Source organism: Paenibacillus sp. NPDC055715 (assembly GCF_053617595.1).
This window is the reverse complement of sequence record NZ_JBSHGA010000010.1, coordinates 66,784-86,882: the sequence shown is the minus strand read 5'-3', so window position 1 is coordinate 86,882 and position 20,099 is coordinate 66,784. Positions and strand designations below refer to the sequence as shown.

Annotated in this window: 27 protein-coding genes and 2 pseudogenes; 3 read left to right on the top strand and 26 right to left on the bottom strand. The window is 45.8% G+C overall.

Annotated elements, in window-relative coordinates; genetic code table 11:
- Positions 1–222 precede the first annotated feature (222 nt).
- From ACWGOO_RS17390 to ACWGOO_RS17375, 4 genes are read right to left on the bottom strand one after another with little or no spacing between them, the layout of a single operon-like run.
- A complete protein-coding gene (locus ACWGOO_RS17390) occupies positions 223–1,434 on the bottom strand; it encodes an ABC transporter permease (protein WP_452485432.1) in 1,212 nt (403 codons plus the stop codon).
- A complete protein-coding gene (locus ACWGOO_RS17385) occupies positions 1,431–2,150 on the bottom strand; it encodes an ABC transporter ATP-binding protein (RefSeq protein WP_452485430.1) in 720 nt (239 codons plus the stop codon). The genes ACWGOO_RS17390 and ACWGOO_RS17385 overlap by 4 nt, the downstream gene beginning before the upstream one ends.
- A gap of 6 nt (positions 2,151–2,156) precedes the next feature.
- Positions 2,157–3,617, bottom strand: coding sequence for an efflux RND transporter periplasmic adaptor subunit (locus ACWGOO_RS17380; RefSeq protein WP_452485428.1), 1,461 nt, complete (start codon positions 3,615–3,617; stop codon positions 2,157–2,159).
- Between the two features lie 13 nt (positions 3,618–3,630).
- Positions 3,631–4,794: a TolC family protein gene (locus ACWGOO_RS17375; RefSeq protein WP_452485426.1), complete on the bottom strand. Its 1,164-nt coding sequence runs from the start codon at positions 4,792–4,794 to the stop codon at positions 3,631–3,633.
- A gap of 319 nt (positions 4,795–5,113) precedes the next feature.
- Here ACWGOO_RS17375 and ACWGOO_RS17370 point away from each other — a divergent pair, with 319 nt between their 5' ends.
- Positions 5,114–5,302 carry a hypothetical protein gene (locus ACWGOO_RS17370; protein WP_452485424.1) on the top strand — a complete coding sequence of 63 codons (189 nt, stop codon included), beginning with the start codon at positions 5,114–5,116 and terminating at the stop codon, positions 5,300–5,302.
- A 97-nt stretch (positions 5,303–5,399) separates the two neighbouring features.
- Here ACWGOO_RS17370 and ACWGOO_RS17365 read toward each other — a convergent pair whose 3' ends face one another.
- On the bottom strand, positions 5,400–5,726 hold the full coding sequence (locus ACWGOO_RS17365; RefSeq protein ID WP_452485422.1) for an MGMT family protein: 327 nt from the start codon (positions 5,724–5,726) through the stop codon (positions 5,400–5,402).
- Between the two features lie 175 nt (positions 5,727–5,901).
- Positions 5,902–6,301, bottom strand: a pseudogene (locus tag ACWGOO_RS17360) (hypothetical protein).
- Between the two features lie 166 nt (positions 6,302–6,467).
- Between ACWGOO_RS17360 and ACWGOO_RS17355 the strand changes: the two are divergent.
- On the top strand, positions 6,468–6,875 hold the full coding sequence (locus ACWGOO_RS17355) for a CHRD domain-containing protein (protein WP_452485420.1): 408 nt from the start codon (positions 6,468–6,470) through the stop codon (positions 6,873–6,875).
- A 215-nt stretch (positions 6,876–7,090) separates the two neighbouring features.
- Here ACWGOO_RS17355 and ACWGOO_RS17350 read toward each other — a convergent pair whose 3' ends face one another.
- The 4 genes from ACWGOO_RS17350 to ACWGOO_RS17335 all read right to left on the bottom strand — a co-directional run bounded on the left by ACWGOO_RS17350 (position 7,091) and on the right by ACWGOO_RS17335 (position 8,150).
- On the bottom strand, positions 7,091–7,147 hold the full coding sequence (locus tag ACWGOO_RS17350; protein ID WP_452485467.1) for a hypothetical protein: 57 nt from the start codon (positions 7,145–7,147) through the stop codon (positions 7,091–7,093).
- Positions 7,148–7,188: 41 nt separating this feature from the next.
- Entirely contained in the window at positions 7,189–7,503 is a 315-nt protein-coding gene (locus ACWGOO_RS17345) for a hypothetical protein (protein WP_452485418.1), read from the bottom strand.
- Positions 7,504–7,543: 40 nt separating this feature from the next.
- The gene (locus ACWGOO_RS17340) at positions 7,544–7,882 is read right to left on the bottom strand and encodes an aminotransferase class III-fold pyridoxal phosphate-dependent enzyme (protein WP_452485416.1); all 339 of its coding nucleotides are present in this window, start codon (positions 7,880–7,882) and stop codon (positions 7,544–7,546) included.
- Between the two features lie 106 nt (positions 7,883–7,988).
- Positions 7,989–8,150: a hypothetical protein gene (locus ACWGOO_RS17335; protein ID WP_452485414.1), complete on the bottom strand. Its 162-nt coding sequence runs from the start codon at positions 8,148–8,150 to the stop codon at positions 7,989–7,991.
- Positions 8,151–8,217: 67 nt separating this feature from the next.
- Here ACWGOO_RS17335 and ACWGOO_RS17330 point away from each other — a divergent pair, with 67 nt between their 5' ends.
- Positions 8,218–8,784, top strand: coding sequence for an aminoglycoside 6-adenylyltransferase (locus tag ACWGOO_RS17330; protein WP_452485465.1), 567 nt, complete (start codon positions 8,218–8,220; stop codon positions 8,782–8,784).
- Between the two features lie 23 nt (positions 8,785–8,807).
- On the opposite strand, the gene ACWGOO_RS17325 is transcribed toward ACWGOO_RS17330, so the two are convergent.
- The 16 genes and pseudogenes from ACWGOO_RS17325 to ACWGOO_RS17250 form a co-directional block, all read right to left on the bottom strand.
- On the bottom strand, positions 8,808–10,664 hold the full coding sequence (locus ACWGOO_RS17325; RefSeq protein ID WP_452485412.1) for an alpha/beta fold hydrolase: 1,857 nt from the start codon (positions 10,662–10,664) through the stop codon (positions 8,808–8,810).
- Positions 10,665–10,722: 58 nt separating this feature from the next.
- Positions 10,723–11,304, bottom strand: a complete 582-nt coding sequence (locus ACWGOO_RS17320; RefSeq protein WP_354451057.1) for a TetR/AcrR family transcriptional regulator — start codon at positions 11,302–11,304, stop codon at positions 10,723–10,725.
- 64 nt (positions 11,305–11,368) lie between these two features.
- Positions 11,369–11,643 (bottom strand): annotated as a pseudogene (locus tag ACWGOO_RS17315) (cupin domain-containing protein).
- Between the two features lie 117 nt (positions 11,644–11,760).
- Positions 11,761–12,096, bottom strand: a complete 336-nt coding sequence (locus ACWGOO_RS17310) for a YolD-like family protein (protein WP_452485410.1) — start codon at positions 12,094–12,096, stop codon at positions 11,761–11,763.
- A gap of 12 nt (positions 12,097–12,108) precedes the next feature.
- Positions 12,109–12,303: a hypothetical protein gene (locus ACWGOO_RS17305; RefSeq protein WP_014281351.1), complete on the bottom strand. Its 195-nt coding sequence runs from the start codon at positions 12,301–12,303 to the stop codon at positions 12,109–12,111.
- 127 nt (positions 12,304–12,430) lie between these two features.
- Positions 12,431–12,568, bottom strand: a complete 138-nt coding sequence (locus ACWGOO_RS17300; RefSeq protein WP_452485408.1) for a hypothetical protein — start codon at positions 12,566–12,568, stop codon at positions 12,431–12,433.
- Positions 12,569–12,704: 136 nt separating this feature from the next.
- Entirely contained in the window at positions 12,705–13,067 is a 363-nt protein-coding gene (locus ACWGOO_RS17295) for a response regulator (protein ID WP_452485406.1), read from the bottom strand.
- A gap of 684 nt (positions 13,068–13,751) precedes the next feature.
- Positions 13,752–14,741 carry a metal ABC transporter substrate-binding protein gene (locus ACWGOO_RS17290; protein WP_452485404.1) on the bottom strand — a complete coding sequence of 330 codons (990 nt, stop codon included), beginning with the start codon at positions 14,739–14,741 and terminating at the stop codon, positions 13,752–13,754.
- Between the two features lie 50 nt (positions 14,742–14,791).
- Positions 14,792–15,640: a metal ABC transporter permease gene (locus ACWGOO_RS17285; RefSeq protein WP_452485402.1), complete on the bottom strand. Its 849-nt coding sequence runs from the start codon at positions 15,638–15,640 to the stop codon at positions 14,792–14,794.
- The gene (locus ACWGOO_RS17280; RefSeq protein ID WP_452485400.1) at positions 15,586–16,293 is read right to left on the bottom strand and encodes a metal ABC transporter ATP-binding protein; all 708 of its coding nucleotides are present in this window, start codon (positions 16,291–16,293) and stop codon (positions 15,586–15,588) included. Before ACWGOO_RS17280 ends, ACWGOO_RS17285 begins: the two co-directional genes overlap by 55 nt.
- A gap of 238 nt (positions 16,294–16,531) precedes the next feature.
- Positions 16,532–16,804, bottom strand: coding sequence for a hypothetical protein (locus tag ACWGOO_RS17275; RefSeq protein WP_452485398.1), 273 nt, complete (start codon positions 16,802–16,804; stop codon positions 16,532–16,534).
- A 160-nt stretch (positions 16,805–16,964) separates the two neighbouring features.
- On the bottom strand, positions 16,965–17,207 hold the full coding sequence (locus tag ACWGOO_RS17270) for a type B 50S ribosomal protein L31 (protein WP_452485396.1): 243 nt from the start codon (positions 17,205–17,207) through the stop codon (positions 16,965–16,967).
- Positions 17,208–17,229: 22 nt separating this feature from the next.
- Complete coding sequence (locus tag ACWGOO_RS17265; protein WP_452485394.1) at positions 17,230–17,514, bottom strand: hypothetical protein; 285 nt, start codon at positions 17,512–17,514, stop codon at positions 17,230–17,232.
- A gap of 275 nt (positions 17,515–17,789) precedes the next feature.
- Positions 17,790–17,939 carry a 50S ribosomal protein L33 gene (gene rpmG / locus ACWGOO_RS17260; protein WP_007430271.1) on the bottom strand — a complete coding sequence of 50 codons (150 nt, stop codon included), beginning with the start codon at positions 17,937–17,939 and terminating at the stop codon, positions 17,790–17,792.
- Positions 17,940–18,007: 68 nt separating this feature from the next.
- On the bottom strand, positions 18,008–18,577 hold the full coding sequence (locus ACWGOO_RS17255) for a hypothetical protein (RefSeq protein ID WP_452485391.1): 570 nt from the start codon (positions 18,575–18,577) through the stop codon (positions 18,008–18,010).
- A gap of 80 nt (positions 18,578–18,657) precedes the next feature.
- On the bottom strand, positions 18,658–20,040 hold the full coding sequence (locus ACWGOO_RS17250) for an MFS transporter (protein WP_452485389.1): 1,383 nt from the start codon (positions 20,038–20,040) through the stop codon (positions 18,658–18,660).
- Positions 20,041–20,099 lie beyond the last annotated feature (59 nt).

Genomic DNA, 20,099 nt, shown 5'->3' with positions numbered 1-20,099 from the left:
AAGATCGATGATGAACGCCCCTCCTTTTTTCCTTGCTATCTGATATTAAATATAATACGTCATATATGATTATAAATCAACCTATAAAAGCATATAAAACATCACATATATAAAATTAAAACGGTTATTGATAGTTTTTTATCGTTTAAAGCACTTATACCACACACAAAAAACGGATACTTCACACCCTGCTATTTCGAGTTAGATGAAGTATCCGCTCCTTTATTCGAATCTTAAAGCATCAATCGGATGCAGCTTGGACGCCTTCCGCGCCGGGTACACTCCAAACAGCACACCAACCCCCATGCAGCACAGAAAAGAGTACAGCACCGGTTCCATCGTATACACAATCGGCATATGGACAAATTTCTCCAGCAGCTTCGCGCCCCCAAGACCCGCCATAACGCCAACCAGTCCGCCCATCAGACTGAGAAAAACAGCCTCGGTCAGAAATTGCAGCATAATATCACTGCGCTGCGCGCCAATCGCCTTGCGAATCCCGATCTCCCTCGTCCGTTCCGTGACGGACACCAGCATAATATTCATTATGCCAACACCACCAACGCCAAGCGCAATTGCAGCTACACCGGCCAGCAGCATATTCATAATCCGATCAACCCCGGACACTGTTTTTAAGATTCCCGTCTGGGTCATGATCTGAAAATCATCGCCCTCTGATGGCTTCAGCTCATGCCTGGCACGCAGCACCTGCCGGATTTCAGCACTTGCCTGATCAATCTTCTCCTCCGTTGTTGCAGAGGCATTCACCTGCTGAATGCTCATATCGCCCAGCTGTTCCATCCCCGTTGTAATCGGCACATACACCTGCTGCCCGCTGTTACTCATATTGGTATTGGAATTTGTCAGCACACCGACCACTTTAAAAGGAAGCTGCTTGATCATGATCGTCTCACCGACCGCCCTGGAAGCATCCGGGCCAAAAATATTACGGGCCGCATCACTCCCAAGTACGGCCACATTCATTCGTTTATCTACTTCATAGTGGGTAAACGACCTGCCCTGAGCGAGCGACAGCTTTCTCACATGAACGAATGCCAGCGAAGTCCCCTCAATTTGCCCGTCGACCTTATTGCGACTCCACGTAATACCCGCACTGGTCATGGCACTTGGAGCTACCTCGGCTACGGCTTTTTGCTGCTCTAGCACACCGATATCCTCCAGAGATATTCCCTTCTCCTGACTGAACGATATGGAGCTGGACCCATCATATGGGGCATAAGGATAGATTATTAGCAGATTATTTCCCATACTGTTGATCTGCGACGTAATCGTAGCCGTTGATCCTTTACCGATGGCTACAATCATGATCACAGCGGCCACTCCGATAATAATGCCCACCATGGTCAGCAAGGATCGCAGCATATTGGTTCGCAAACTGTTGAGCGATACCCGGATAATTTCCCGAAATTTCATGCCTTCACTTCCTCTGCCGCCATCCTTCGTTTCCCAACAGGCTGATCCTCTTCAATCTGCCCATCGCGAAAATGAATCAGACGCTTGGCGTATTCTGCAATCTCCTGATCATGAGTAACGAGCACAACCGTTTTGCCCTGGTCGTTCAGACGCTGAAAAATCCCCATAATTTCAATGCTTGTTTTGGAGTCCAATGAGCCTGTCGGTTCATCCGCCAAAAGGATGACCGGATTGTTCACAAGTGCGCGCGCAATAGATACCCGCTGCTGCTGACCGCCTGACAGCTCGTTCGGCTTGTTGTTCATCCGATCGCCCAGCCCCACACGGGTTAGCGCCTCAATGGCCCGCAGGCGCCGCTCCTTGGCTGATATCCCGGCATAGATCATGGGCAACTCTACATTATCCAATGCCGTTGCCCTCGGAAGCAAATGAAATTTTTGAAATACAAATCCGATTTTCTGATTACGGATAATAGCCAGCTCATCCTCACGTGCATCCAGTATGGAATAACCGTCCAAATAAAATTGTCCCGAGGTAGGCAGATCCAGACAACCGATGACATTCATCATCGTGGACTTGCCTGATCCAGACGGTCCCATGATCGCAACAAAATCACCGTCAGCAATATCAAGTTGTACCTCACGCAGGGCATGAATTTCCTGATCTCCGACCTGGTACACTTTTTTCAAATCCTCAATCTGAATGACGTATCTCATACCCGTTTAAAAGCCTCCCTGCATGTCGCCCATAGCGGAAGGGTCCGGCGGAGGTTCAGGAGCAGGCACAATAATAGTGTCACTCTCCTTTACACCCGACTTGAGCTCGACTCGATCTGGCGTGTAAAATCCGAGTTCTACGGGCTTGAATGTGCGCGCCCCTGGATTTGCAGAGTTATTAGAGGGAACATACACGCCGTCCTGTCCCCCCTCTGATCTTAGCGCAGTCGCTGGTACGAACAACACATTTTTGTGTACCCCCATAATAACAGCGACATTCATAATCATGCCCGTTTTCAATTTGCCCTTCGGATCATGAACGGACAGCTCCATCAGATAAGTCGTCATGCCTTCATCTGTGGAGGCTTCCGGCGAGACGAATTGCACCTTCCCAGGGAACGACTCACCCGGATAAGCATTGGTGGATAACACCGCTGAAAGTCCTTTTTTCACCTTGACAATGTCGGTCTGACTAACCTTCACAACCACCTTAAGATCGTTGGAATCCGAGTTATTCATGACGATAAAAGGAGCTGTCGGACTGGTTCCGACATCCCCGTCCACCTTTAAAATGACTCCGTCCCACGGTGCCGTGACCTGAAGTTTGTTCAGGTCATTTTTTTTCTGCTCCAGCTCGGTGGTCAGTCTTCTAACCTCAATCCGTGCGGATTGGATATTGGAGGCATCGGCCGGAATCTCAGTTTTGCGAAGCTCAGCCATAGCCGATTGATAGCCAATTTCAGCGTCTGCGATGGCATGACGTTTTTGAGACATGATTTTGCGAAATTGTAAATCCAAACCGTTATAATCTGTCTGTACCTTATCCAGTGCTTGCTCTGCCTGCTCCATTTCACTGTTGGACACCGCCCCGGCATCATGTAAAAACTTTTGATCTTCATATGCCTTTTGCGCCTGCTCCAGCTGCTTTTTGGAAGCCTTCTTCTGACTTTCCGCTTCTTCCAGCTCAAATGATTCCTGCGCTCTATCGACAGCCATTTTAGCCCGAAGCACGTTCGTCTTCTGAATTTCAATATCCTCCGCCTTTGGCCCCTTCTCCAATTCAATCAGCTTGGATTTGGATATTTCCAAATTATCGGATGCGCTCTGGATTTGCAACTTAATTTCAGAACTGTCCAGAAGAGCCAGGACTTGTCCTTTTTTCACCTTGTCTCCGGCCTTCACATTTACCACCGCCAGCTTATTTTCGCCTGCACTTGTGAAATTCAGCTTTACTTCCTTGGAAGCCTGCACGGTACCAGACATATCCAGCTTCTCGCTCACATCCCCGCGCTCCACTTTAAGCGTCTCGTCTTGAACTAATGGTACAGCCTGCTCTTTGGGCAGCTTCCAATATACTGCTGTTCCGCCCCCGCCTATAACCAGTAGCACAACCGCAGTCCAGATCCACTTTTTTCTCCGTTTTCTTCGTAACTTTAACAAGGCATCGTTTAAAACCGCTTCTGCCAACTTTGTTTCCTCCTTATGTGCTCCATGGCTTGCTCAACGTGTATTGATTCTGACTCAGCTCAATCGCCAGTTCTTCCATTTGCCGTTCAATTTGGTCTACCTTCAACTGACTGTTTTTCAGCTCCAGCTCGATAATTAAGCCTCTAGCCCACTTTTTGCGGGACAGCTCCAGCCCCTCTTTCGCCGTGCGCAGGCTTTCTTCGAGCTGAGCGTATTTTTTTTGGTTTTCCTTGACCGTGGCATATAAATTGCGGAGCGATTCGGCAAAATCCTGCTGAGCCTTACCCAGTTCCTCCTTGGCTGTATCCACGTCCATTTTGGCTAGATCGTAAGCACCTGGACCGCTGTTAAAATCGAAATTCCTCACATTGAGTTCTGAAGTCTTGATGCCATCCTCCAGCTTCCACAAGTTCGGATTCATATCCATCAGCTGTTGTATATGTATTTCGATATCCAGATTCTTCGGTTCCTTGTACACTGGTCGATCCACCATTTCATAGGCTGTTCCGTTAGGCTGGCCCATCAGAAAATTAAGAGCGTCACGCGATTTTTGCAGAGCAATTTTCCCCTGCTCGACCGTCTGCTCCGCCTGGCTTCTGGCCTGTGTACTCTCGTTTTTCGCATACCCAGACAGCTTGCCGCGCGCAAATTTGGCGAGTGCAATCTTTTCCTCCGCTTGTGCAATTCCAAGCGCTTCCAGATCATTTTCCACCTTATTCTCTGCTACAAACACGCTCTGATAGCTTTTCATCACGTTAAAATAAATCTGATCTTTGGCGAACTGGGCCTGCTTTTTGCTGGCTAAATAGGATAACGTCGAAGAGTTATAATTTCTCCAGGATGATTCACTGCCAACATATTTACCATCTATAAAATCGACGAATTCATTTCCCAGATCCTTTTCCGCATTTTTCAGTTCTATTCTACGACGCTCCACGTCCCGCTCGGCGGTACGCTTGTTGTAGCTATTCGTCTGTGCCCATTCCGCTGCCTGCTTGAGCGTTAATGGAGGTAAAGCCTGACCCGTTACGGAGGCGGTCTTCGATGTAGCCGCAGCAGATGAAGTAACTGACGTACTTGCTGCTGCACTTCCTGATGAACTGTCAGCCTGTACAATCGAGACCAAGCCTAATGATAAGGACAACACAAGCAGCACGGCAGCCGCTTTTTGCTTCATAGATGAATCTCTCCCTTTTCGGTGCATTCTTCGAATCATTTCCACCCTTTTCGACATAAATTTCCACTATCTATTCGCAATCTAATTGTACTTTTCGGCTTAGTTTGGTACAAGGTGTCAAAACAATACATTTTTGTAACCTTTACTACCAGATGACTCATTCTTTATTACTTTTCGGCCAACTAGATATAGATTTAATCTGTTTTTACCTGAACTTTACCTAATTTTCAGCTAATTTTAAGGAAACCAACAGCATCTATTAAGGTTTGGAATATATACTAGAAAAAGAATAACAGCCGCTCACTGGGAGGGTTAATAGATGATAAAAGAATCTCGCATGACAACTATGAACGAACCGTCTGATTTATGGATGACCCGATTTTTACGTGAATCAGAACAAAAAAAGAAACAACTGGTTCGGGAAGCCCAGAAAAATAACGATATACCGCTTATAAACAGTATTTCTTTCCACCTTGCCCAACGGAATCAGCAGCATGTGATCAGCTAGGGATGATTTTAATAGAGATGAATCTCGCTTCTAACCTAAAATGCCGATCAACGTCGCTTGGATGCGTACGTGATCGGCATTTTTAGGTTGTTTCTATCTATTCATCTTCTGTCATCGCTTGAGAATCATACAGATATTTTTTTAGCGGAATTCGTCCGTTCTCCATAAACTGTATACCTTCCGCTTCCAAAAGCAGCCTTTGTAAAGAAGCTCCTTCATCGTCCTGTAGCGCAATTTCTCCCAATCGATTTACGACCCTGTGCCAGGGCAAGCGGTGCTTGCTGCTAAGCGTATACAAAATACGCACCACCTGACGCGCCCCTCTCGGACTTCCTGCTTCCGATGCAATTTGTCCGTAGGTCATGATTTTCCCCTCAGGAATGAGCTGGATTATTTTTAATACACAAGCTGTAAAAGGCTGCATGTTATCGTCGGATCTCCTTTCCCTAGCCGTAAACTGTGGCCTTCACGTCTCAGAACAGTGCTGACACTATACAACAAAACCATTCCGGCTCTCGTGCTGTTTTTCTATCATTATAGCACCCACAGTCTTCGGTTGGCGAAGGCTAGAATCCGCTTAGCCCCGTTATAACATTACATCAATCTCCAACCAAAATACCGTCAAAGCTCTCTGGACCTACTCGTATCCTACTCAGCAGGTTCCAGTTGTGACGTAATCGGCGGATTGAAATCATCTTCAGAGAACGCGATGACCTGCGGAGCCAATAAACTTAAGCTAAACGTAGACGTTGCCGAGTAAACGATAGGATCAGTTGGCAAGGAACCTCTTACAATACTGACCGTAATTCCTACTAAAGCCAGTGGCAGTTGAACCGACAGAGCACCCTTAAGTAGAACCCGCGGCGTGCCTGTAATTCCTAGTGTGTTTAATCCGATCTGCCCAAACAACTGCGGCGTATTCAAAACGGTAATTGGAATGGAGATAGAGTTAGCGGTCGAAGCATTTTGAGATGTTCTTCCATCTATAAAGGTTCCCATGTTTTCCCCCTTTTCTCTACCAGATACTCATCGTCTATGAAAAGATGACTTATATGCTTGGACTAAATAATTTGCTAAACACACAACTTTCTTTATAGGCAAATATACAACCCTTTCCCTGGCCCCATGAATACACTAAACCAACACTGGGAAAAGGAGCGATGTAATGTCTACGTTTAAAGCCACTTTAAGGGGGAGTCATGAAGTACCTCCTGTCAGAACAAATGCCACGGGAAACGCGGAGTTTCATTACCATAAGGAACGGCGGCAATTAAAATTCGAACTTACTGTACGCAATATTTCACGGGTAACCCAAGCAGATATTCATCTGGGACGCAGAGGTGAAAATGGTCCGGTCGTAGCTGTCTTGTTCGGCCCTTCAAAATTTGGAATCACGGTCAAAAGAGGCGTTGTTAGCGGCATACTGCGTGCATGTGACCTCGTCGGTCCACTCAGAGGCAGAACCATTTATGATTTAGTTTGCCAAATCAGAGAAGGCAATGCTTACGTTAATGTCCACACCGTTCGGCATCCAGATGGAGCCATTCGCGGACAGATCAGACGTTGCAAGTAGCCTTCGTATGACGACAATTAAATAAGAAGAACTTTCATAGCCACCTTGAAGTGCTTACATGCACCTTTCATGTGGATTGAGAGTTCTTTTTTTCTATTCCCCCTCACTTCTTAACAAATACATCCAAAATCCGTGAAATGCCCAAGGGTAGAAGCACTAACATGCTGATAGAGCTTCAGCAGTTCCTTCTGTAGCCCAAACTTCGTAGCTCATACTTAGCTCGTACAATGTATCTTCGGGCAGGTAGGACAATAGCTACCCTTTTCCTTCATCTGATAAAAATAGCAACATGTTTTGCGAACACGTACAGCTTTCACAGCCGCAGTGGACGCGGCAGATAGCGATGCCATCGCAGACACCCCTTTCCGCTGTGACATTCCTTAACCAGCAGTCTGTTCAAGTGCAACCTTGGAAGCCAGGTATCCTTGACAAAAGCAGATTGAATTGTACAATCAGCAATCTGAACTTCCAGCATTTCGTTATACACCGACATGGCATACAAAGCCGGGGACACGATCAAAAAACCGTACCGCTTGGTCAAGACAGAGGCCGTTACCTTACGTGAAGAAAAATTATGCAGCCCTGCCAGCCGATCCAGATACATGGCGCATTGAGCTGCATTCAGCAAATCGACCGCAGGTAGATCATACTGTTTGATTGGAGCTTGTTCACCACTGCTTATAGACCGGATGATGCCCCAACGGATCTACAGGCTGTCGGTCGTCCACAATTTCTACTCCGATCATAAGCCCCCGGCCGTGGACATCTCCGATGCAGCCTGCCTGCTGCTTCAAGACGTTCAGTCGTCCCATTAGTTGTTCGCCTCTGGCGGTGATATGGTCGGGTATACGGTGCTCCTTGATATATTTCAGCGTGGCAAGCCCGGCAGCCATGGCCATCTGATTGCCACGAAAAGTACCAATATACGCGCCTGAATTCCATACATCCAGCGCTTCGTTATAAATGACAACCGACAGTGGCGCTTTATCTCCCGGGATAGGGTCCACTGAGCCGAACGGCCGATGATATCTGCCTTGGAAGGCAGTTCCGGGGTTACTCTCTCTTCTCTTACATTAATGACTCCTAGCGATTTTTGCAAAGCCTGCCAGCCCATCAAGGCACAGTTATGACGTCCTCTGAGCTGTGAACACCCGACAAGGAAACGGCATCCTCCAGCACATCTTCATCCGGCTCTGTCCCTCCTTGATCATGGAGGTAAACTGCTCCAGCAATTGACTGGCCCCCCTCACGGCAACACAGTTGAATAGCGCTCATTCATGAGCTAATGTGAGGGTAGAACTTTTTTTCCGGATAAAAAACGAACCTACAGGAGGTTGTTTCCCTGAGAAGTGAACATGAAATGCTTCATACCATTCTCCAATTTGCCCAAGAGGACGAACAGGTACGTGCCGTGATTATGAATGGTTCACGTGCCAATCCACATGCTCCACAGGATATATTTCAGGATTATGACGTCGTCTTTCTCGTATCCTCCGTAGACAGCTTTGTTCAGGATCGTCGCTGGATCAACAGTTTTGGAGAATTGATCATTATGCAAACGACCGATGAAAACATGAAGCCCGTTCCGATTTCTCATGATCGCTTTGCTTTCCTCATGTTATTCACGGACGGCAACCGTATTGATCTTACACTCTATCCTGCGGATAACATCGCCAATTTGGAGCGAGACAGCTTAAGTGTGCTGCTGCTGGATAAAGACGGACTTGTAGAGCCTTTCCCGCCGCCAAGCCTTCAAGACTATATGACATTACCTCCAACATTCCAAACCTTTGCAAACTCCTGTAACGAGTTCTGGTGGGTCAGTACTTATGTGGCTAAAGGATTATGGCGACAGGAGCTTCCCTACCACGTAAAAGCTCTGCCAGCAAAGGCGAAGGATATCTTTTAATGAAAAGACCAGTCAGACATAATTTATATGTGCTGCTTTAGCAATTGCGCTGTTCGTTCCGGTTGCGAGATCGGAAAATGATGGGCTGCGGGAATATCCAGCGTGTGCAAGGAACGGAATGGCTCAGGCAGCGTATAAATCTGATCCTTCATCCCCCACAGAATCGAAACCTTCTCCTTGGACCGTGCTTCGTATATTTGGGGAGCGAATTGGAAGCTATCCGACCTCGTTAACATGGCCATCGTTTCCGCAGTCGTCTTTCTTACGCGCGGGGAACGCATTTCTTCAAGAACATACGTGACGTATGCTGGCGGGATATCTCCCATGCTTTCAAAACATGTCTGCGAAAGCAATTGCTTTCGTAAGCCTGGATCGCTGAGCCTGCCCAGCACACTCTCCGTCATTCGTGCACTCCGATATCTAGGCGGAGCGGTATGCAATACAGGCTGCAACAGATGCAAGCTGCTGATGCGCTCAGGTACGCGTTCCCATACTTTAGCAGCCAGCAGTCCGCCGAAAGAATGACCTACAAGGCGGATCGGCGTTTCAAAAGCCTGAATGGCTTGTACTAACGATTCAATATGGCCTTCCAGTACATCCTCCTTATGATGGTATGGAGAGCGTCCAAAGCCGGGAAGATCCACCAGGCAAACCGAGGATTCAGGAAATTGTTCAGCCAGCGGTATCAAGCAATCCGCCCCGCTTAAAGTACCGTGAACAAACACTATCGTTGGATTTTCATTTCTCACCTTTTCCACCTTTCGCTCCAGTGTAGCTAAAGGCCCGCGCCTACTGCGGACATATCCATCTGTTTCGGCATGGGAATGGATAATTCTAAAATCAAGATCGGTAATAACAAATGGGAAAGTGCTGGTATTCACCGCATGTGTCAGCCCGTATTTATGATGAATCCGCCGCGTTGTATCTAATGGGTAGTCCACGTCCACGATAAAATCGAGTGATTCCTTCGGGATACCCAACTTTCGACCAAGTCGAGTACCCAGTATCTTGGATAGCCAAGCGGGTGAAATCGAACCTAACGGTTTACGGACTCGAAGCTCCTTCGCCATATTCGTTCCCAGCTCTAGCATCGTCGGGCTCTGTTGCCTTTCATCCATCAAGTAGTATGTCTCATTGGCAGGGCGCGGTTCCTTCGCAAGAGCGCTGATAAATTCGGCCGCATGATCTACGTGAACCTGTGGAAGCCAATGAGACTTCCCCCCGGGAACGAGACCCGTGAGCTTGCGTGCTGTAGAAGCCACGAGAATGCCGATTCCAACGGTTTGAGGCGTATCCCCATGCTCAGAGTCACCAATGACAGTGCTCAAATGGATAACCGAAAGCGGAAACCCTTCCCTGTGCGCCCCCTGCCGAATATGCAAATCAGCCAGAAACTTCATACGCTCGTATGGAGGTACTTGTTCCAATTGAGCGATGACAGGCTCCGGGGCATTCCAGTTATGATCATTAAAAGGGCTTTTGAACCCAACCAAATGGATAAAATGTTGCAGCCCCTTGCTCGCATGAATATGTGTAGCCAAAGTTAGCATTTCTTCTGCCGCTTGTAGAAAAGCCGCTCTCGCTTCTTCCTCTCCCAGCAAAATATCCATCGGACCTCCTGCGTGAATCACCACATCTGCGGTCTCAACCCGCTTTCTGTCAGAAGGATTCAGCCCCAGAGCGGGTATGCTTAAATCACCAATAACCGGCGTTAATTTCCCGGTATGCCACGCTGTCTCCAAACCCATTTGCCTGCACACTCGTTCCCACTTCTGCTGCGAACGAACAAGGACGGTAACGGTATGTTCCTCCCGGGAAAGCTGCTGTAGCGTATGCATGCCAATAAACCCCGTACCACCCGTGATGAAAATATGTGCCATGAATATAACCTGCTTTCTATAATTTAGTACCAATCAGTGCTAATGATGATTAAAAAAATCACTTTAGCAGAAACGCTAAAGTAAATTTTAAATTTTCTAGTATGCTCGGGTCCTGGCTTGCATGTTGCAGAAAAAGTGCCCCCTCGATGGCCGAGACGATGAATTGGGCAGTCGGCCTGGCAGGGAGTTCAGTCTGAATCTCTGATTTCTCCATTCCCTCGTTCAGCAACATCTCTACGGTGGTGATTTGGCTTTGGAAAAATGGGCTGACTTTATCCCGAAACAAGGGGTTATCCTGGGGCATCTGCGTATAAAGAGTAATAAATGGACAGCCGCCCAAATAATCTGTCTCTTGTTGCGTCAGCAGTTGAAGAAGGATTTCAAAACGTTCCTGAACAGACTGATTCTTACGCGAAACAACCTCATAAATCATCTCGTTATACGTTTGAATGAGTTGATCCAGAATGGCTGAAAGCAACTCTTCCTTACTATTAAAATAGTAGTAAATGTTCGTTTTGGATACGTTGCTTACAGCCACGATTTCATCCATACTTGTTGTATGATAGCCTTGGGTCAGGAACAATGAAGTGGCAGTGTGCAGAACAACATCCCGATTAGTCGTTTTATTTTTTTTTATCATATTTAGCACTATACAGTACTAATGCATACTTGTCAAACTTCGCTTGAATAGGTCTGCCGAAATATTATTTTTCAGTCAAGACCCGGTCACCTCTGCTCGCAGGCTGAGAGATCATCAAAAATTCAACATCCTCATTCGTTTCGTTAAACATTTGATGAGGAACCAAAGGAGGAACCTCACAGCCTTCCTGAGATCCTAATTGGATTCGTTCACCATCCACTTCAAGTATGGCTGTACCTGATAAAAAATAATACTCAAATCTTTATTTTTCACCAAACGCCAACCATCACATTGATCTCCCCATATGTAATGTTCGGCATTGTTTTTACTTATTTTCAAAATGAACCCCTCCTTTTGCGATTACTGATTCATTTTAAGCCTGTATTTCTACGGCTACAATCTTATTTTCATCCAACAGGGCGACGTAAAAAAAAGTCCGACTTATCGGGCTATTTTTTATATATCTGCCTCTATAATTTCCTCCAGCCTAATCCAGCTAAAATCCTCTTCCCCACGGGACAGCTTCACTTCCCGCCGACTCGTGTTAATCACCGTCACAAACCCGTACAACTCCTCGTCATCAAATGGATTGAATACCCGCAGCGCAATGGGCTTCCGCTCGTTATAGGAAACAATGATCGCCCGCTCAATCTGCTGCATTTCCTGATCGTCCAGTGTCGGCTTGCCGCGTCTCCCCTGCTCCTTCATCAGTCGCAAATAAGCATCCCGATGCTCAGGTAAGATCATGCGCGAGCTTTCCCATATGCCGTTCCCTTCAAGCTTTTTCCCCATCGTAAACGCCTCCTATGCTGTTCTCGTTACCGGATGCCATGCCAGTACCTGATCTAATCGAAAAACGCGTGGCTGGCCTGTTTGTAAACAGGTGGCCCGTATCAAACCATTCCGCACACGATGCACCTCAATGCGCCGCTGAGACAGCTTGCCCTTCCGGTCCATATACACGATTTCCACGATCTGTCCCACGTATTTTTCCAGCATGCTCCTCACTCCTTGTCAGAACGTTTGTTTGTATTATATGCGAACATGCGTTTGATTATCAATGTAAAAAAATCCCCTGAGAAGATTTGGATTTCTCAAGGGATTTTCACATGCACCCGATCTCACTTTAAAATTCGTAGCTGGACAGCTTGATATCCTTTTTATTCAAATCTTTTAGCGGATAGGCTGGGCCATTCCAATAAGTCAGAAAATCAACAGGCTCGTTAGCACTATGCTCTTGTAAAATAAGAGATAATTCAGGCAACAAATGCGGAAGCTGGTATGAGCTTTTTCAAGATGCTTCATATTTATGTAAATTAAAATCTTATGATAGAAGTGCTCTCTTGTTCAACTTATGGATTGCAGCCATCATCATGAATAGGTACGGTTAACCCGATTAATCAACTACCAAATATTTTTGTGATTGCATTCACAACTCTCTCCATTTCAAATGGTTTAACAATGAAATCCTTTGCACCTGCCTGAAATGCTTTGATAATCGCTTCTTGCTGACCCAAAGCAGAGCACATTAAAATTTTAGCCTCGGGATCAAGTCCTATAATCTTTCCAACAGCCTCAAGTCCATCCATCTTGGGCATATTGATATCCATGGTGATTAGATCAGGACGAAGGTTCGAGTATTTCAAAACAGCGTCATACCCATTTTCCGCCTCCGCAATAACAGAGTGGCCCAAATCCAAAAAAATGTCCTTAAGCACAGATCGCATAAACAAAGAATCGTCGACGATTATAATTGTTGCCAAGTTAATCTCTCCTGTCGTTTTATATATCGTACTTCTTCATTCAGATGCTGACTGCTGAACAAAATGCATATTCAAGTTTCAATATCGGTGAAATAATAACTGAAGTTAATAGAAAAAATCTGTAAAAACAAAAACACTACCATTGGATTACAAACGGAATTTCAAACTAGATACTATTGAATTAGTTTTCAAAACAGGTTTTCATAATGACGTAAATTATTTCTGTAGGGTGAAGATCATAAAGTACTAGGTATCCGCTGGAACCTTAGCACTATTAAGCAGAACTTAAAAGGTACCTATCGTACCATTCGATTTCTTGTATCATTACAGATATGTCTCCTGTTACATAAGATGCTGATCGTCAAACATGATCTGACTGGTGATTTTGGCACAAAAAACTTACTCCTACTCAAAGTTCAAGTCGGAATAAGCTTGTAAAAAATACAGACGTGCAGTTAATTCCTCGATTAAATGGTGGTAGTCCTTTCTTTCTTTATGATGCTATACAAGCAAAGCGGTCGCTTTTGTCCCCGGATTTCTCCCCTAATTATAGTTTTATTCAAGAAATCGAGGGGCGGGAGTGATGGGAAGCACCATCCAGATGCGCAGTGGCACGCTTTTGAGTTCAGCTTATATAGACATAAAAAACTGACACCGGAGTCGTTCCAATGTCAGTTTACAATCTTATTCATTTAGAGCCTTTTTCAAAGCCTCTAGGTTGTTTTTCATAACGCCAAGGTAGTCGAGGTTCTTCTGCTTGTCTTCATCCGTCAGTCCTTCGAGCGGATTCAGTACATCGGTTTTTGCACCGATTTCAGTAGCTACGGTCTCAGCGACCTTTGGATCAACAAGGGTTTCAAAGAAAATCGTTTTAACATTATTCTCTTTGGCAAATTTGATAATACCCGCCAGCTTGTCCGGTGTAGGCTCTTGCTCCGGAGATAGTCCGGCAATCGGCATTTGGGTCAGGCCATATTGCTTGGCCAAGTAACCAAAAGCAGTATGCTGGGTAATAAAGTCTTTACGTTTTACATCTTTAAGACCTGTTTTAAACTCGGTATCCAGCTCTTTCAATTTAGCGATGTAAGCATCAGCATTTTTTTCATAATCTGCTTTGTTCGCAGAATCTGCAGAGATAAGACCCGCTTTAATGGACTCTACTTCCTTTTGGGCCAATACCGGATCAAGCCATACGTGAGGGTCCAACACATGATCGTGACCTTCCTCTGTGTGTGCTTCTCCTTCTTTCTCCTCAGCAGTACCTTCCATCAGGTTTAGCCCTTTGCTTGCTTCAACCACAACACGCTTGTCGTTAGACGCACTGCTCAAAGCCTGCTCTACCCAGCCCTCGACGATACCGTTATATACAAAAACGTCAGCATCCTTCACCTGTGCCATATCTTTGGCGCTTGGCTCCCAGTCATGCGGCTCCGCACCAGCAGGAATCAACGCGGTTACATCAGCATGATCTCCAGCGACCTGCTTTGTAAATTCATACATCGAATAAAAAGTGGTAACCACGTTCAGCTTCTTGCCGCTGTCCGTCGTTTGTGCCTGATTCGGCTCGGTTTGGGGAGTGTTTGTAGCTGTATTATCAGATTTGGCTCCGCAGCCGGACAAAATAAGTGCCAGCCCCGCAGACAATACGAATGATTTTTTGAACCACGTATTCATATTCATAACTCCTTTATTTGTTTGGTTTTTCAGAATACGAACTGTTTCATTTACTGACGTGCTGCATTCTTCTGCCGGGAAGCCTGCTGCTTACCCAGCTTGCGGACCAGCTTTTGAATACCGATTCCCACGATCAGGAATAATAACAGCACCATGGCAATCGTCCCCCCTGGGGGTGTACTCAGTTCATACGATGCAGTTAAACCCGAAAATACCCCGACCAATGCGGTCACCATAGATATCCAGATGGCTGCGGCAAAGCTCGGTGCAATTCGAATCGCCAATGCAGCCGGCAACACGATCAGCGAGGAGACGAGCAACACACCGACAATCGGCATGGCAGCGGCTACAATCATTCCTGTCAAAATGCTAAACGCAAATGAAATGGATTTGACAGGAAGACCGTTTGTCTTCGCCGTCTCTTCATCAAAGGTAATCTGATACAAAGGACGCCGAAATACGAAAAAGAAAATACCCCCGATCACAGCGACTGCGATCATCAACATCAGCTCTGTCTGATTGACCGCCACCACTGAACCGAACAAATAAGCGGAAAATCCTTTATTAATACTCTGATTCAGGTTCATTAAAATCACAGCCGTCGACAGGCCGCCGACCATAATAATGGCCACAGAAATCTCACTGTACGTTTTATAAGACCTGCGGACGTATTCAACGATAATCGCTCCGATTATAGCTACGATAAAACCAGTTATCGTCGGATTAATGCCCAGATAGGCACCCGCTGCTACCCCTGCCAGCGATACATGCGACAGCATGTCCGCCATCAGAGCCTGACGCCGCAGCATCAGGTACACTCCAAGCACCGAGGCCAGCAGTGCAATTACCCCACCGGCACAAAATGCCCGCTGCATGAAGTCGTAGTGCAGCATTTCCATCCGCCATCTTCCTTTCTCTCAAGCTCAATAATACGATCCAGATAATGTTGCACTTCCGATAGTCCATGGGTAACCATGACTACGGTTCTTCCATATTCCTTAACCTGCTGATTCATCAGATCGTAGAAGTGATGGCGGCTTTCCTGGTCCATTCCGGTCGTGGGCTCATCCAAAATGAGCAAATCCGATTCCTGAGCGAGCGCTCGCGCCACACAAATGCGCTGCTTCTGTCCACCGGACAGCTCGCCAATTTTACGATGACGCAAATCCCACATATCTACCTGACGAAGCGCCTGCTCTGTCCGATCATGATCCTCGTGCCGCATACGGCGCAACCACGAGCCATGAGTGTATCTTCCTGAACGGACAAATTCCAGGATGGTACTTGGAAATCCGCCATTAAAAGCAGCAATTTGCTGCGATACGAATCCAACAACAAGCTTCTTGCCCTCACCTGTGCGGTCGGACATAAACACTTTGCCCTTCCAAGGTTGAAGCAAACCGAGCAACAACTTGAGCATTGTTGATTTGGAAGCCCCATTCGGCCCGGTAATGGCCACAAATTCGCCAGAAAAAATTTCAACATTGGCATCCACCAGATTAGGAACGTCCCCGTAGCCAAATGTAACTTGTTCCAGTGAGGCTAATAACATGACGCAAATCTTCCTTTCCTTTAAAAAGCCTGGAGCCATCTAAACGATATACCTCCGCGCAGATTCTCCAGGTCGTTTATTCTCATTAAACCATCTACCGTAATTATTACGATTTGATAATAAAAAAACAAGCGTTTGATAAACGTAACCTTTACGCATTAGCAAGTTTAACAGTTTAGGCAAGGTTCGTCAATGCATTGGCAACTCTTTTGTTTGGCTTCACAACTTTTTTCCCAGCTTACCTCAGCAAAGCTTTTGTCAATGTCATTAAAAATATTTTGGCCTTTTCTACAGTACCGAAAGCAGGCTTTCCGGCCGCTTCCAGCTTTCTCAACCGTTCTTCGATCTCGAAAGCAGAATGAACTCTTCGACGATTCTTTGATTGACCGGAGGCGATATGTATTCTTGTACACTCTTCCTGATTTATGATGAAATGCTGAACAGGGGGCGATAAATATCCCTCCCGCATAAAAAGCATATCGTTTTCATGTTCACTTGATGCTTCAACCATGAAATCTATTTGTATCTAACGCTATAGTTATAGTGTCCTGTATGAGACTTGTGAAAAATGGTTTGTTGTTCTTATTTGTGGATGTATCTATCTGTAGATAATAAAAAAGCGATGTTCACGAATTATTTGTATAATCCGTGAACATAACGCTTGTCTTGTTTTAAAGGTTATATTTTTTGTTAAAGCGATCCACACGTCCACCGATATCCACGTTTCTTTGTTTACCAGTGAAGAACGGGTGGGAAGCAGAGCTGGTATCTACACGGATAACCGGGTATGTGTTGCCGTCTTCCCATTCCATCGTTTCTTGGGAATACTTAGTGGTAGCACTCAGGAAAGAGAATCCACAGCTAGGGTCCAAAAAGATAACTTTGTTCAATGTTGGATGAAGATCTTTTTTCATATTATTCACCTAAGCTTTCATATCATTTTATTGGTTCAAACTCAAACGTGCTGGCGCAATACTCCATCAGTTGGCAAAAGAAACGGTTATGTCCCAGAAAAAAAGACGACAGATCGTAACGGTTGCGCTCAGGTTCGTAAACGACAAGCAAACGATGCCGCATATATCGCATCGCCCATTGCACGAACGCTCCGGATCTTTCGTCAGCCTTCATCGTTATATAAGCATATAGTAAATGGTCCTCCGGCTCGTCCCAAATGCTGACACCAGCACAGGAGAACTCGGTAGCCACGTGCTTTCGATTCAAAAGGCAAAGCGTACCATGCAGCTCCGCATCTATCGTGAGCCATGAAAAAAGGCCGTTCGCTTAGATGCAAGCTTTAACTTTGGACGCTCTGTCCACTGGACTAATTCAAGTTTTCGCCGGTTCCATAACGCAGGCTTTCGCAAACTTAACACGATTTCTTCATCGTTCACTGGAGAGATCATGCCGCAGTTCCTTTCATGAAGCCCTAAATTCATTAGAATACAGGCTCCGTTCAAGATGCAAAACAATTCAGGTTGCTATGTAGCAAACCTAAATTATCTAGTTTCACGATGGATCGTATACTTTTTCAGACGCGGAGAGTATTTTTTCATTTCAAGACGCTCCGGGTGGTTTCTTTTGTTCTTGGTTGTTGTATAGTTGCGGTCACCAGATTCAGTGCATGCCAAGGTAACAATTACGCGCATTTCTCTTCCTCCTTAAATGGAATACATGGTATACAATTACAATAGTAATTTTTACGATTAGTTCTATTTTATAATTCATGGTGCTCTTTGTCAACCTTTGACTGACGGTTTATCGCTTCTTCTACTGTATTCCAGCGATTACGGTACTGTGCCAGCTTCGGATGAAGTTCCAATGGCTCGGTGGAAAGCACCAATCTGACGTTTCTGATCCATTCATCGAACGAGGCATAGGATGCACACAAATTTGCAGTTTCAGGACTCATATACAGAAAAAGCGGGGGAGGATATTTTTCGGCCAGAAAACGGATTGCTGCTTCAATCGGCGTATACTTTTTGCGTTTACCTTCCCAGCTCTCGATTACAACAGTACTCAAAGCCTGCTCCCGCTGCCACTCCCCAAGGTCGTCCACCCGCTTGTAATACGAGCGAACCGGCTGCTTCCACATTCTTCTGACTGTTTCCTCATGTAACGGGTATAGTACCCGTTTTTTAAAAGATAACGCAGCTCCCGTTTCAGCAAAAAGCTCCAGCTCTCCAGCTGTAATCTGCTCAAACGTATCATAATAGATCACAGTGCCTTTATGCGTCTCGACTGGAGGCTCATAGCCATAGGGTACATATTGAAGGTTTCTTGTCATGCCGGACACTCCATCCTTCCATAGATGAACTTTTCCTTCTATATTATACCCTTGTTTTAGCATGAGTTTGCATAAAATGTTTATCCTTGCTGGGCAGCAGTCGTATTGCGGCGTGGGCCCCGGCGAAACTGCAAAGCGTAAAGACCTATGGTCGCGAGCGCAATCAGCGCAAGAACCGTAAATATATTGCTAAAATTGAACACTTGCACGTTGGATACGACAGGATTCAGATGAAAGCTGGACGAGGTGTCTAGCGTTTTACCCAAAATATTTGTCGTCACTGCACCGGAAATAAAATTCAGCAGAGACAGCAGCCCCATTCCAACACCAATCTGATCCCTCGACAAGGTACGGGAAATCGTGTTAGACATGGCAATCTGCATAAAGGTTTGACCTACGTTGCCGAAAATGAGCAAAAATAAAATGAGATACGGAGACGCGCCCACAAAGGTAGACAAGCTGATAAAGCAGATAAACATAAGCGTAACTGCCGTGTAGACTAGAAATGAATTTCCTTTGCTATCGGCCAAACGCCCACCGCTTTTACCAAGCAACGCCGACGCAATGGCAGCCGGGAACATAATCAATCCAATCATTGCAGGCGTAAGCTGATTGAGACTGTTCAGAAACTGCGGCGCCAGGTACGGCAGCCCAAAGCTGACCCCTGCTCCCAAAAAGGCTATAAACAATCCGTAAGAATATTGCTTGTTCCGGAACAGCTTGGGCTGAATGAATGGATCTTTAGCAGTAGTGATCCGCCATATAAACAGAGCAAACAGCACAATACCAACTAGAAAAAATATAATATTGCTTTGCGAAATGGAAAGCAGTAAGAATGCTACCGTTCCGCCCAGCAGCAATCCACCGAGAAAATCAAATTTCTGATTCTCTCCACGCTGGTCGTCCAAATATTTGCGAAAGAACGGCAAGGCGATAAGCGGCAGCATGGAAATAACGAACAGAAAACGCCAGCTTGCAAAGCCTGTAATCAAACCGGAAACAATCGGAGCCAGCGCCGTACCCAGTGCCAATCCGATTGCAGTAATGCCCAAGGCGCGTCCTCTTTTTTCAGCAGAGAAATAGCGGACAGGAATGATCATAGCTGTCGCCGGAATAACAGCAGCCCCTGCGGCCTGAAGCAAGCGGGCTACAATCAGTATCCAAAATTGATTGGACAACAGACCAATAAGCGAACCTAACGCAAAAAAGATAATCCCAAACGTCAATAAATCCTTGAGACGGTATTTGTCCGCCAGCTTACCGTAGGTCACGGAGCCAACCGCATACACAATCATATAACCAGTCAGCAGCCAGCTCACATCGGAAGCACTAATATGAAACTCCTCACGAATCACAGGCATGACTACATTAAACATAAAGGCGTTCATTACTGAAAAAACAAGTGTGAAGGCCAACACACGCATAAGCTTATCCGCATTGGAATAAGTTTGTCCTTTTATCATCTGGTCTCTCCCTCTCCTGTAAAAATCTTATCTATGCTGCAATAACTCAAGTTTTGAGT